The organism is Sphingobium chlorophenolicum (assembly GCF_000722875.1).
In the GTDB taxonomy this organism is placed as follows: domain Bacteria; phylum Pseudomonadota; class Alphaproteobacteria; order Sphingomonadales; family Sphingomonadaceae; genus Sphingobium; species Sphingobium chlorophenolicum.
On sequence record NZ_JFHR01000001.1, the window covers coordinates 93811 to 107601 of the forward strand.

A 13791-nucleotide genomic window follows, 5' to 3' on the forward strand; every position below is an offset into this window, starting at 1 on the left:
CAAAATCAGTAGGCGACGTCCGCCACCATGGCGTCCAGACCGTCGCAGCGAATGGCGCGGAAGCGGCAACCCTCATTCTCGCGCAGCAGCACGCTCTGGCCCTGAAAGACCGGCGCGACGGCGCGGAAGGCAAAGCGGCTGGGCATGCGTCCGCCGCTGCGGGCATGGCCGAACAGCTTGGCGGCGGTGAAGGGGCCGTGGATCACCAGCCCCGGATAGCCTTCCTCCGCGCAAGCATAGGGCAGGTCGTAATGGATGCGGTGGCTGTTGAAGGTCACGGCGGAAAAGCGGAACAGGTCGACCGTGGACGGCGTCCAGATCGCGTCCTCCGCCTCGGCCGGAAAGGCGGCGGGTGTGATCGCAGGCGTGGCTGCACCGGCATCGCGATAGACGATGGTCTGCGTCTCCCGCACCCGTTCGCTGCCCCCCTGGACGATGCGATGATCGACGGTCAGCAGTATCAGCTCGCCGCTACGGCCCGATTTGTGCGCGACATCCTGCACGGTGGAGATGCGGGTCGCTTCCCGGTCGAGCGACAAGGGTTCGCCGAACGCCATGTCCGACGCCGCGAACATGCGGCGGGGCAGTGTGACCGGAGGCAGGAATCCGCCGCGCCTGGGGTGGCCGTCCGGGCCGATCTGGTCCGCTGCGGCGACGGGCAGGAAGAAGGCCCAATGGGCAAGCGAGGGCTGGATTTCCTCTACATTCAGCGGTTCACCGATGGCGGCGGCGAAGCGGGTGAGCGCCTCCCGGTCGAGCAATTCCGTGCGGCTTTCGGTCCTGCCGATCCAGGTGCGCCAATGGGCGATGTCGGCTTCGGCCACGGTCATGCCACCAGTCCCTCATCATGCAACCGCCCGATGGCGCCGCTGTCGAGGCCCAGCACGGCAGCGAGCACCTCGTCCGTATGCTGCCCCAGTTTTGGCGCGCTGGCGACCGGACCGCGCGCTTCATTGGCCAACGTGCCCGCAGGACCGGATGTCGGATAGCTAAGGCCGCTCGGATGGGTCAGCGTCTCGAACAGCGGATTGGCGGTGAACAGGCGCGGGTCGGTCGTCACCGCCTGATGCAGCGTCCGATATTCGCCCCAGGTAACACCGCCAGCGTCGAAAGCAGGCTTCAACGCTTCGGCGGAACGGCTCGCGAAAGCGGCCTCGAACAGCGGGAAGAGGCGTGCGCGATGGGTGAAACGGACGCCCTCATCCCTTGCAAAGCTGACGCCCAGGTCCGCTTCGACGGCCCCGACCGCATCGCCAAGGTCCAGCGTCTTGAGCAGGCCGGACCACTGGCGCGGCGTGATGGCGACGACGATCAGCCGCCTGCCGTCCGCCGTCACGAAATCCCGCCCGAAGGCCCCGAACAGATCATTGCCCATGCGGGGCCGGTCGCCAGCCGACAGCACTTCCGCCACCGATCCCAGATGCGACAGGCTGGATGCCGCCAGATCGGACAGGGGCACGCGAATTTCCGCGCCCTCGCCGCTGATCCTGCGGCGAAGCAGCGCCGACGTCATGGCGAAGGCGGCATAGGCCCCGCCCAGCAAATCCCAGGCGGGCAGCACATGATTGACCGGCCGTTCGTCATCGGCGGGACCGGTCATCTGCGGCACGCCAACCGCCGCGTTGATCGTATAGTCGACCGCAGGCGATCCGTCCGCCCAGCCCATCACGCGGACGCTGATGATGTCGGCGCGCTTCGCCGCCAGCGCTTCGTGGCTCAGGAAGCCCTTCACCGGATAGTTGGTCAGGAACAGCCCGGCATTGTCTCCGGGCGCAGTCGCCAGCGCCACGGCCAGTTCGCGGCCTTCGGGTCGGCCCAGGTCGATGGCGATGGACTTCTTGCCCTTGTTCAGTCCCTCCCAATAGAGGCTGTCGCCGCCGGGCGCGACCGGCCAGCGGCGATAATCCGGCCCGCCGCCGATGGCGTCGAAGCGGATTACTTCCGCGCCCATCTGCGCCAGATGCAGGCCGCAGGAAGGCCCGGCGATGAAGGCCGCGCCCTCCACGACGCGCAGGCCCTTCAATAGTTCGTACATCGCTCTACCCCAATTCCGTCCCAAGCCTCACCAGCGTCCGGCCGATATTCGCGCCGGTGAACAGGCCCGAAAAGGCATCCAGCGCCTGGCCGATCCCTTCATAGACCGTCTCCGCCGAGGCCATTTGCCCGGCGGCGTTCCAGCCGGTCATCCGTTCCACCATTTCGCCCTCAAGGTCCATATGGTCCAGCGCGATGAAGCCCCCCATGCGGATGCGCTTGGTCATGATCATGGTCAGGTTGCGCGGCACGACCGGCGCGTCGGTGACATTATATTGCGAGATCATCCCGCACACCGCGAAGCGCGCAAAATCATTCGCCAGCGACAGCGCCGCCTGCAGATGATCGCCGCCGACATTCTCGAAATAGACGTCGATGCCGCTCGCGCCCATGGCCTTGACCTCGCGGGCGAGCGCCTTCGTCAGATTGGGTTCGGCCTTGTAATCGATGGCGGCATCGACCTTCAGCACGTTGCGCAGGAAAGCGGTCTTTTCCGGGCCGCCGGCCGATCCGATCACCGTGCAGCCGATATTGCGGGCAATCTGGCACGCGATGGAGCCAACCGCTCCGGATGCGGCGGAAACGAACACGACATCGCCCGCCTTCAACCGCGCAATCCGCATCAGCCCGGCATAGGCGGTCAGCCCTGGCATCCCGGCGAAGCAGAGCCAGGCTTGGGCGGGCAGAGCGCTCCTGTCCCGTTGCCTGAGCGCGCTGGCCGGAGCGTTGAAAAGCTCCCGCCAGCTAAGCCGCGAAAAGACGAGATCGCCCGGCGCAAAAGCCGGATCGTTGGAGGCGATCACCTCGCCAATGGCCGGACCCTCCATCGGCGCGTCCAGCGCGAAAGGCGGGACATAGCTTTTGGCGTCGCTCATCCGCCCGCGCATGGCTGGGTCGACCGCCATCCAGAGGTTGCGGACCTGCACCTCTCCCGGACCGGGCGGCGGCACGTCGACAGCGACGGTCGCGAAATCTTCCGCTACCGGCGTGCCGACAGGGCGGCGCTTCAGGTGAATTTCACGCGATTGCATGCCGCTTGCCTCAATAGCCGTTGAGCCGCGCCCAGCGCTCGCGATGCCAGGCGGTCGAGCCATAGCATTGCGCCGCCACCCGCGCCCGCTTCAGATAGAGACCCGCATCATGTTCGTGCGTCATGCCGATGCCGCCGTGAAGCTGCACCATCTGCGAAGAAATGCCGTGCAGCGTCTCCCCAACGGTCGCCTTGGCCAGGGAGGCGAGAGCGGGGAGGGCGGTATCATCTGCATCGATGGCGTCCAGCGCCGCCTCCACCGCAGAACGGGCAAGCTGCAATTCCCCGAACATCTCGGCGGCGCGATGCTGCAAGGCCTGGAAGGAGCCGATGATCGCGCCGAATTGCACCCGCGTCTTCAGATAATCGAGCGTGGTGTCGAAGGCCTGACACGCATTGCCCAGCATTTCCGCCGCAATGCCGACCGCCGCCAGGTCGAACAGCCTGTCGAGCAGGTCCGCGCCCTTGCCCGCTTCGCCCAGCACGGCGTCGGCGCCCACGGCCACATTGTCGAAGCGGAAGAAGGCGGGCCTGCGCGCATCGATCTGGTCCAGCGCCTCCCGCGACAGGCCGGACGCGCCGCCTTCCACCAGGAACAGCGTGATGCCGTCCCGATCCCCCGGTGCTCCCCCGGTTCGGGCGGTGACGATGGCGAAGGTCGCGGCCATGCCGTCCTGCACCGGCCGCTTGACGCCGTTCAGCACCCATCCGCCGCCCGCAGCCGTGGCCGCCAGCGCGACATCTTCGCGCCCATGCTGCGCGCCTTCCTCCGCCGCCAGCGTGCCGATGGCCGACCCGTCGGCTATGCCCGGCAGCCAGCGCGCCTGCTGTGCCTCCGTGCCGCCCAGCCGCAACGCGGACGCCGCCACCAGCCCGGAACTCAGCAGCGGCGAAGTGCCCAATGTCCGGCCCAGTTCCTCCAGCACCAATCCCATGCCGCGATAACCGAAGTCGGACCCGCCATGCGCCTCCGGCACCAGTATGCCTGCCCAGCCCATCTGCGCCATTTCGGCCCAGGCCTCTGGATCAAAACCCTCCGCATCCGGCCGCCCGCCGCCGTCATGGCCATAAAAGGACCGCAGCGCCGTCACCGGCAGGCGATCATGCACCCATTCCGCCGCCATGTCCTTCAGCATCCGCTGCTCTTCGTTCAGCATCCTCCCGATCCCATCCTTATTCTTTCTCAGGCCGGCAGTTCCAGCGTACGCTTCGCCGTGATGTTGTTCTGGATTTCGTAGCTGCCGCCGTAGATCGAGAAGGCCTTGCTGTGCAGCCAGGCCCGCGTCGCTTCCCGTTCGGCATCCGTATAATGCTCGCCCGACCAGCCCAGGCCGTTGGCGCCCATCAGTTCGATCAGCAGTTCGGCCCGGTCCTGGATGATCCCGGACCAGAGATTCTTGAGCGCCGACACGCCATAGCCGGGGCCGCCGCTCTTCGCCTCCCGCGCCAGCCGCGATACCGTCGCCAGATAGGCTTCATGCCGCATCGCATTGCGCACCATGCGGGCTCTAAGGTCCGGATTGTCGATCCGCCCCATTACGTCCGTGCCGCAATATTGATGCGCGAGCGGGGCGAGCGGCGTGATCTCCGCCTTCACGTCCGACAGGCTGTCGCGCTCATATTGCAGCAGCCGCTTGGCGATGGCCCAGCCCTGATTGACCTGTCCCACCAGATTGCCCTTGGGCACCTTCACATCGTTGAAGAAGACCTCGCAGAAATGAGTCGATCCGCTGATCAGCACGATTGGCCGGGCTTCGACCCCTTCGGATTTCATGTCGATCAGCAGGAAGCTGATGCCACCCTGCTTCCGGCTGGTGTCGGTGCGCACAAGGGCGAAGCACCAGTCGGCCTGATCGGCGCCTGACGTCCAGATTTTCTGCCCGCTGACCAGCCAATGATCGCCCATGTCGATGCATTTCGTCTGGAGCGAGGCAAGGTCCGACCCTGCGCCCGGTTCCGAGAAACCCTGGCACCAGCGCCGTTCATTGGTGGCGATGAAGGGCAGATGCTCCCGCTTCTGCTCCTCGCTGCCATATTCCAGCAGCGTCGGACCCAGCATCATCGTGCCATAGCTGCGGATCGGGTTGAAACCGCCGATAGCCGCTAGTTCCTGGCCGATGATCTTGCCATGCGCCTGCGTCAACCCAGCGCCGCCATAGCGCTGTTCCCATGTGGGCACGCCCCAACGCTTTTCCGCCATGCGCTGGCGCCACAGGCACCAGTCCGCATTGGATTCCGCCGCATGCCGGTCGCTGACGAAATGGATGGACGGGGCATTGGTCAGCGAAGGCGGAAAATTCGCCTTCAGCCATGCGCGCGCTTCCTCCCGGAACGATTGCGCTTCCATTTCCTCCAACTCGGCCATTCATCCCGTCCCCGTGCTGCGCATTAGGCCATGCTGCCCTTCGATGACCGAATCCTTATGCCAATTCTGCACTGCTGGCTAGGAATAAATTGCACTAGGGGATAAAATTGGTGTCGGTCGGCGTTCATCATGGCTGCGATGGTTGACAGGCCCGTGCCGCGACATAAACTATACTCAAATGCAGAATTGATAAAGGCTGCCGCTTTCTCCGGCGATTCGCGGGCGGGGTGCGCATAGTGGAGAGCATGTATATGGAAACCTTCGCGACCAGCCCGATTCCGGCCCATGTTCCCCTGGCCATGGTGGGGGATTTCAGCCTGTTTTCCTCGCCTGGCATGCAGCCCACGCCCAATGGCGATCCGCAGGCAGCGGCGGCGGTCGTGCATGAAGGGCCGCGCATCTTCTATTCGCCGGTCAACACCCGCGACGGACGCGGCACCTGGGTCATCACCCGCGCGCAGGACCAGCGGAGGGTACTGCAAGACCCGGAAACCTTCTCCAGCCACCGCAGCATCTTCGCCTCGGCCCTGGGGGAAAGCTGGCCGATGATCCCGCTGGAACTGGACCCGCCGGATCATGGCAAGTTCCGTTCGCTGCTCAACCCGCTGCTCTCGCCCAAACGGGTGATGGCACTGGAAAGCGCCGTGCGGGAGAGGGCGGTATTCCTGATCGACAGGATCGCGGCGGCGGGCACCAGTTGCCATGTCATGGAGGATTTCGCCTTTCCCTTCGCGGTGAACATCTTCCTGCGCTTCCTGGGCCTGCCGGACGACCGGCTGGACGAATTCGTCACCTGGGCGAATGAATTGCTGCACGGCGACAATGTTCAGCGACCCGCGGCGGCGCGCACGATCATCGCCTTCATCGATGAACTGGCCGCCGAACGGCGCAAGCGGCCGGTGGACGATTTCATGTCCTTCCTCGTGCAATCGAAGATCGACGACCGGCCGCTCACCGACACGGAAATTCGCGGGACCGGCGTGCTGCTGTTCGTCGCCGGGCTGGACACGGTGGCGGCAGCGATCGGTTTCGACCTCAATTATCTGGCCCGGCATCCGCAGGATCAGGAAATGCTGCGCGGCGAGCCATCCCGCATCGTGCTGGCGGCGGAGGAATTGCTGCGTGCCTATCCGACCGTGCAGATGATCCGCGTCGCCACGAAGGACATTGATTTCGAAGGCGCGCCGATCCGCAAGGGCGACTATGTCTCCTGCGCGACGATGATCGCCAATCGCGATCCGCTGGAATTCCCGCACCCCGAAAAGATCGACCTGACGCGGGAGGATAATCGCCACACCGCCTTCGCCTATGGTCCGCATCGCTGCCTGGGGTCGCACCTCGCCCGGCGGGAGATCGTGGTCGGGCTGGAGGAATGGCTGAAGCGCATCCCCCCTTTCCGCATCAAGGAAGGAACCTCGCCCGTCACGTTCGGCGGGCATGTCTTCGGTATCGAAAATCTGATCCTCGACTGGTCCTGAGGAGGGACATCCCATGAAGATCATCGTGCACAACGACAAATGCCAGGGCCATGCGCGCTGCTGGGCCATGGCGCCCCATATCTTCGACCTGGACGATGAAGGCTATATCAAGCCAGGCGATATCGAAGTGGCGGAGGCGGATGAAAAACTCGCCTGGAAGGGCGCGAAATCCTGCCCCGAAAGGGCGCTGGAGATAGAGAAGTAAGCGGACATCATTTCCGTAAATTTCCGTCATCCCAGCGTAGGCTGGGATCTCAGGCGATAGGGCACGGACTGACCTCACGAGATCCCAGCCTACGCTGGGACGACGATATATTTACGTTCTGATCCACACCCCCTTGGTCTGCAAATAGGCGTCGATATGCTCCGCGCCGCCTTCCCGCCCAAAGCCGCTCATCTTGTAGCCGCCAAAGGGCACGGAAGGGTCCATCGCGAAATAATGATTGACCCAGACCGACCCGGCCCGGATGCGCTTCACCGCCGCCATGGCCTTGCCGATATCCTTCGTCCACACGCCTCCCGCCAGCCCGAAGCAGGTCGCATTGGCGCGGCTTATCACCTCATCGAAATCATCGAAGGGCATGATGCAGGATACGGGACCGAAAATCTCCTCCCGCGCAATGCGCATCTCGTCCTCCACATCGGCAAAGACCGTGGGGGCGACCCAATGGCCCTTGTCGAAATTCCCGCCCGTCACCCGCTCTCCGCCCGTCACCAGCCGCGCCCCTTCCTGCGGGCCGAGTTCCAGATAGGATGAGACGCGGGCATATTGTTTTGCCGACACCAGCGGGCCGATCTGGGTGTCGCTGTCCAGGCTGGGGCCGATCTTCAATTCCCTGGCGAAGGCAGCGATACGCTGAACCATCTCCTCATAGACGGGCCGCTCCACGAACAACCTCGTGCCCGCAGCGCAGACCTGCCCCGAATTGTTGAACACGCCCATCGCCGCCGCGGGCGTGGCCAAGTCCAGATCGGCGTCGGCAAAGATAATGTTGGGCGACTTCCCGCCCAGTTCCATCGTCACCTTCTTCACCGTCCCGGCAGAGGCTGCGATGATCCGTTGGCCCGTCTCGCAGGAGCCGGTGAAGGCGATCTTGTCCACGTCCGGATGCGCGGAAAGCGCGCCCCCGGTCCAGCCGGCCCCGGTCACGACATTGACGACGCCCGGCGGCACGCCCGCCTCGAGGCACAATTCCCCGAAGCGCAACGGGCTGAGCGACGCATCCTCGGCGGGCTTCAGCACCATGGTGCAGCCCGTCGCCAGCACCGGCCCGACCTTCCACGCCGCGCTGAACAGCGGCCCGTTCCAGGGAATGATCGCCCCCACCACGCCCACCGGCTCGCGCAGCGTGTAGGACAGCAGGTCCACGGGAAAGCTGTTGGACAGCGTCTCCCCATGGATCGCCGTCGCCGCGCCCGCAAAATGGCGCAGCGACCGTTGCAGCATCCCGCGCAGCCCTCTCGCCGCCGTGATCGGCCGCCCCATCTCGATGCAATCGAGCAAGGCGAGATCGTCGAACTCCGCATCCACCAGATCGGCCAGCTTCAGCAATACCGCCTGCCGCTCCGCAGGCTTGAAGCGGCTCCACGGCCCCTCGAATGCGGCGCGGGCGGCGCGGACGGCGCGGTCCACATCCTCCGCGCCTGCCAGCGCCAGTTCGGCCACCGATTCGCCGGTAGACGGGCTGAAGCTCTGGAACGTCTCGCCGGACAGGGCGTCGACGGGTTTGCCGTCGATCAGCAGTTTCTTGGGTTTGCCGTCGATGAAGGCGGGGCGGCGGGTCTCGATCATGGGATCATCCTCAAATCATATTTTCATGCGTGCGCCGCATAGAGGCGCGACCGAAGGCGAAAAGGAGCGCGGCGGGCAGCAAGACGCAGAACACGCTGATGACCAGCGACAGGCCGACCTTCATTTCGTCGCCCAATATCTTATCCGTGACGAGGCCGATAAAGGCAGGCCCGCCCGCCATGGCGATCAGGCCCGAAGCCAGCACATAGAGCGCCGACACCCGCCCGCGCAGATATTGCGGCGTCACGACCTGCACCGTCGCCGGTCCCATGCTGGATGTGGAAAGGATCAGCGCCATGAAGCACCAGTAGCAGGCGACGGTCGCCCAAGGGCTGCTCACCAGAAAGGCGGCTATGCCGAAGGGCGCGGCGGCCAGCACCGTGAGCAGGCACCAGAAGAGATGCGCGTCATGCTTCCCCCGGCGATAGAGCCGGTCCACGGTCCAGCCATGAACGGGGATCAGCGCCGCCGCCCCAATCTGGGCCAGGCCGATCACGGGACCGATCCGTCCCGGTTCCCAGCCATGGACCCGCGCCAGATAGACCGGCGTCCAGAGCTGGAAACCGATGGTCGCGGCATAGGCCAGGCCGAAACCGACAAAGGTGGCCAGATACAGCGCCTTATACCGGCGCATATAGGCCCATGCCTCGCCATAGCCCGCGCCCGCGCTGATCGCCTTGCGACGGGGCGGTTCGCGAAAAACGAAGACCAGGAAGGCCAGCACTATGCCCGGCGCGCCGGTCATGATGAACACCTGCTGCCATGGCTGGAGCAGGCCGAAGACCGGCCACACGGCAGGCCCGGCCTTCATCGCAGCGGCGACGATCGGCCCGCCGAACAGGAAGACGATGCCCGCGCCCATCACCCCGCCCATGATGAAGACCGACATGGCGAGCGACAGCTTGTGCGGCGGGAAACTGTCGCCGACCACCGAATAGCTGCCGGTGCCGAAGCCGGATTCCCCCGCGCCGACGCCCGCCCGCGCCATGGCCAGCGCCGCGAAGCTGCCCGCCAGGCCGCAACTCGCCGCCGCGACGCTCCACACCGTCACCGACAGATAGAGCACGACTCGCCGGCTGAACCGGTCCAGCGCCATGCCCAACGGAATGGCGCACAGGCAGAAGAGAATCGCGAAGGCCGGTCCCTGCAACAGGCTGATCTGAAGGTCCGACAGGCCCAGATCCTTTTTGATCGGCCCGACCATTAGGGCCATGATGTTTCGGTCGGTCAGTGATAATATGTACAGCAGGAACAGGATCGCCACCGTCAACCAGCCCATCGGCGGCGACGGATAGGCGGCCTGCGGGGGAAGAGGGATGGCGATGTTGGCTTCAGCATCTCCGTGCGGGCCGTCCGGTTCAGGCGATCCCGGTCCAGGCGATGACGCCATCGTCGCGGAAATGCCCGTCATGGCTGCAAATCCCCATGGAAAACGGCGCGCGCTGGCTGGCGGTCATGCGGCAAGGACACTCTCCATGATGTGCGGTCATATCTTGTCGGGCGATCGCCCGGTCCGGCGTCGCTGCTTCAGGTCGTATAACGCACATTTTTGCACAGTAGGTCAATATATGTTCGCGCCGCGCCCTTCCGGCGTATCAGGCGCAGAGGCGGGATTTTTCAATAAACCTTTCCCACTGGTGCAATATTTGTTGACATCGCCGCTGCGCGGGATAACTATAAAAATGCACATGGGGGTAATAATGATTAGACCGGGCGGCTTCGCCCGGCCCTGATCGTGCAGGGAGAGGAAAAGGAAAGATGACGAAGAACAGCCTGTTCATATCGTCGCTGGCCGTCGGCGCCAGCATCATCGCAATGGCTGTGCCCGCCTTGGCGCAGGAAGCGGCTCAGGAAGGCGCTGCGCCCCAGGCGGCGGCGTCCGCGAACAATGCTGACATCGTGGTCACCGGTTCGCGCATCGTGCGCGACGGCTATACCGCGCCGACTCCGGTGACGGTCGCTTCGACGGAGGAACTGGCCAAGACGACGCCGTCGGGCGTTGCCGACGCGCTCAACAAGCTGCCGCAGTTCAACAACTCGCTCAGCCCCTCCAAATCGGCCAACAACTTCTCGAACCTGCCGATCCACGGCAATGTGCTGAACCTGCGCGGCCTGGGCACGCCCAGCAACAACCCGAAGGGGCCGCTGCGCACGCTGGTCCTGTTCGACGGCATGCGCGTGTCGCCCACCGAATATGTCGGCACCATCGACACCAACGTCCTGCCGCAACTGCTGATGCAGCGCGTCGACGTGGTGACGGGCGGCGCTTCGGCCCAATGGGGGTCGGATGCGGTCGCGGGCGTCGTCAACTTCATCCTCGACAAGAAGTTCACAGGTTTCAAGGGCGTGGCCCAAGCCGGTGTCGACCAGCGCGGCAACAACGGCAATCAGCGTCTGGGCGCAGCCTATGGCGCGGATTTTGCGGGCGGACGCGGCCATGTGCTGCTCAGCGCGGAATATTCCAACAGCGAAGGCATGTTGCGGCAGGACCGCAACTTCGCGACCCAGGGCTATAATTTCGTCGGCAGCGTGACATCGACCTGCGGCCTTGCGCCCAACGGCCAGTCGCGGTCCTGCACGGCCGTGCCGGGAACGGCCGCCAATCCCTATGTCGTCGCGTCGGGCATCGGCATTTCCGCCCTGGCCCCCAATGGCCGCATCGTGGGATCAAGCGTTGCAGGCAATCCGTTCGTGGGACGGGTCATCAACAATGACGGCTCCACTCGCCCGTTCGATCTGGGCACCGTAGTCGGCACCACCGGTTTCCAGCAGGGCGGCGACGGCTACCAGATTCCCAACGACACCAACGCCATTTCGCCGTTGACCAATTATAACGGCTTCGGCCGCGTCAGTTACGACCTGACCGACGACATCAATTTCTTCGTGCAGGGCCTCTATGCCCGCAGCAAATATCATTATTTCACGCAGGGCAACTCGCTGATCCCGGCGACGGAATCGGCGCGCATCTACAAGGGCAATCCCTATCTCTCGACCGCGCTGGACAGCGCGTTGACGGGCGCGAACGACTATTATGTCGTCGGCCAGCAGGATGCCGGCCAGCCCAAGCCCATCGCCTATGAAAAGACCGATTACTGGACGGCGACGGCGGGCCTCAGCGGCAAATTTTCCGATTTCAATTGGCAGGTCACCTACAGCCACGGCGATTCCAAGCATTCGATGGACAATGTCGGGCTGTACGACAATCGGAAACTCTATGCGGCGCTCGACGCCGTACGCGATCCGGTTAGCGGGCAGGTCACTTGCCGGGTGCTGCTCGATCCGGCCTACGTCAGCCAATATGCCGGTTGCAAGCCGATGGACGTGATGCACGGCGACCCGTCCAGATCGACGCCGGAGGGTTATGCCTACGCCACCGGCACGTCCAGCTATCGCGCGCGCTTCAAGCAGGATGCGATTGCTGCCAATATCAGCGGCAGCCTGTTCGAACTGCCCGCCGGTCCGGTCGATATCGCCGTCGGCGTCGAATATCGCCGCCAGACCTTGAATCTCACCAGCAATGCCGATCCCGCGATGTTGCTGACCAGTGCTCAGAAAGAGGCCTATTTCGCCGGGCTGCGCGGTTTGCCCCGCGTGGAAAACGCCCAGTTTCCCTATCCGACCGGCCAGATCAACACGCTGGCCTACTGGCTGACCAATGTCGGCGGCAGCCACGGCAAGCTGAACGTCAAGGAAGCCTTCGCCGAAATCGCGGTGCCGATCCTCAAGGACACGCCCTTCTTCAAAGAGTTGAGCGTCAACGGCGCGATCCGCGTGACCGACTATTCGACGTCGGGCACGGTGAAGACGTGGAAGGCGGGCGCGACCTGGAAACCGGTCGACAGCCTGCTGCTGCGCGGCACCTATTCGCACGATATCCGCGCACCCAATCTCTACGAACTTTATGCAGGTCCGCAGAGCGGCATCGGCATCGTGAACGACGCCAGGAACACGGCGGGAACCTATGGCAGCGGCCAGAACGTCAACACCAACACGCTGACCGTCGGCAATCCCAATCTGAAGCCGGAAGTCGCGAACACCTATACGTTCGGCGCGGTGTTCGCGCCTGAATTCCTGCGCGGCTTCTCTGCCTCGGTCGACTATTATAATATCAAGGTCGACAAGCTGATCGACTCCCTGTCGGCGCAGCAGTTGATCGACAATTGCCGCAATGCGGGCGGATCGGGCGTGATCGAATGCAGCCAGATCGACCGGGCGTCGCCGACGACCTTCCCGTCGCTCGTCAATCTGATTCCGCAGAACATCGCCTTCCTGAAGACGGCGGGCATCGATTTCGACTTTACCTACCGCACGGCGGTGGGCAATGGCGGCCTCGGCTTCCGCCTGTACCTCAACTATCTCGACAGGTTCGATGCCCAGCAATATGCGACCGCACCGGTTGCCCATTATGCGGGCGTCAGCGTGGTCACCAGCAATCCGCAGGGCTTTCCGCGCTGGCGCGGCAACCTGACGGTCGACTACAGCAACGGGCCGTTCGGCATCACGCTGGGCGAACAATATATTGGCAAGATGCGGCTCGACATTCCGGGCGGCGCGACGCCGATCCAGTTCGTCAATCCGAAGGTGAAGCCGGTCTGGTACACCGACCTGACGCTGCGCTACACGATACCGCATGGCGACGGCGGCAATTTCGAATTCTTCACGACGGTCAACAACCTGTTCGACAAGGATCCGCCGCTGATCCCCGGCACGGTTCCGGGCGTCAATCCGCCGACCAACATCGCGGTGTACGACATTGTCGGCCGCGCCTTCACGGCGGGCGTGCGCGTCAAATTCTGACCGGCTTTCGGGCAAGGGCGAGAGGGGGCGGAGCAGCGATGCTTCCGCCCCTTTTCCTGTCGTTAACCTGCTGATCCGCGCCCATATGTGTCCATAGAGCGGCGGGCTGCGTTGCATCCATGCGCCGCCCGGCAGTATGCTGCGCTGCGTCAACAAGCCGGCTTTTCCCGGCGTGAAGGACGTCAGGCCGGGTCGCCTGGCGGCCAACCCATGATGAAGGAGGAGGGGGCCCATCCGGTTTTCCGGAAGCGGGTTCCTGCGTCCTTCGATCGTCGGTCGGCCATCGGTAAAAAGC

General features: G+C 64.3%; 10 protein-coding genes. 3 read left to right on the forward strand and 7 right to left on the reverse strand.

The annotated features are described in order from the left end of the window. Positions 1 to 5: 5 nt before the first annotated feature. The 5 genes from BV95_RS00445 to BV95_RS00465 are packed head-to-tail and all read right to left on the reverse strand — an operon-like array spanning position 6 to position 5429. On the reverse strand, positions 6 to 830 hold the full coding sequence (locus BV95_RS00445) for an HTD2 family dehydratase (protein WP_037446282.1): 825 nt from the start codon (positions 828 to 830) through the stop codon (positions 6 to 8). Beyond that, a complete protein-coding gene (locus BV95_RS00450; RefSeq protein ID WP_037446284.1) occupies positions 827 to 2035 on the reverse strand; it encodes a CoA transferase in 1209 nt (402 codons plus the stop codon). Before BV95_RS00450 ends, BV95_RS00445 begins: the two co-directional genes overlap by 4 nt. A 4-nt stretch (positions 2036 to 2039) precedes the next feature. Then, complete coding sequence (locus BV95_RS00455; RefSeq protein WP_037446286.1) at positions 2040 to 3065, reverse strand: NADP-dependent oxidoreductase; 1026 nt, start codon at positions 3063 to 3065, stop codon at positions 2040 to 2042. A 10-nt stretch (positions 3066 to 3075) separates the two neighbouring features. Further along, a complete protein-coding gene (locus tag BV95_RS00460; RefSeq protein ID WP_037446288.1) occupies positions 3076 to 4221 on the reverse strand; it encodes an acyl-CoA dehydrogenase family protein in 1146 nt (381 codons plus the stop codon). A gap of 26 nt (positions 4222 to 4247) precedes the next feature. Beyond that, a complete protein-coding gene (locus BV95_RS00465; RefSeq protein ID WP_037446290.1) occupies positions 4248 to 5429 on the reverse strand; it encodes an acyl-CoA dehydrogenase family protein in 1182 nt (393 codons plus the stop codon). Positions 5430 to 5680: 251 nt separating this feature from the next. Here BV95_RS00465 and BV95_RS00470 point away from each other — a divergent pair, with 251 nt between their 5' ends. Together BV95_RS00470 and BV95_RS00475 are read left to right on the forward strand one after the other, a co-directional pair. Beyond that, a complete protein-coding gene (locus tag BV95_RS00470; RefSeq protein ID WP_037446446.1) occupies positions 5681 to 6907 on the forward strand; it encodes a cytochrome P450 in 1227 nt (408 codons plus the stop codon). Between the two features lie 13 nt (positions 6908 to 6920). Continuing rightward, the gene (locus tag BV95_RS00475) at positions 6921 to 7112 is read left to right on the forward strand and encodes a ferredoxin (protein WP_013846942.1); all 192 of its coding nucleotides are present in this window, start codon (positions 6921 to 6923) and stop codon (positions 7110 to 7112) included. A 111-nt stretch (positions 7113 to 7223) separates the two neighbouring features. Here BV95_RS00475 and BV95_RS00480 read toward each other — a convergent pair whose 3' ends face one another. Beyond that, positions 7224 to 8699, reverse strand: a complete 1476-nt coding sequence (locus BV95_RS00480) for an aldehyde dehydrogenase family protein (RefSeq protein ID WP_037446292.1) — start codon at positions 8697 to 8699, stop codon at positions 7224 to 7226. Between the two features lie 10 nt (positions 8700 to 8709). Next, positions 8710 to 10110 carry an MFS transporter gene (locus BV95_RS00485; RefSeq protein WP_234703071.1) on the reverse strand — a complete coding sequence of 467 codons (1401 nt, stop codon included), beginning with the start codon at positions 10108 to 10110 and terminating at the stop codon, positions 8710 to 8712. A gap of 347 nt (positions 10111 to 10457) precedes the next feature. Here BV95_RS00485 and BV95_RS00490 point away from each other — a divergent pair, with 347 nt between their 5' ends. Continuing rightward, on the forward strand, positions 10458 to 13496 hold the full coding sequence (locus tag BV95_RS00490; protein ID WP_037446303.1) for a TonB-dependent receptor domain-containing protein: 3039 nt from the start codon (positions 10458 to 10460) through the stop codon (positions 13494 to 13496). Positions 13497 to 13791: the final 295 nt, after the last annotated feature.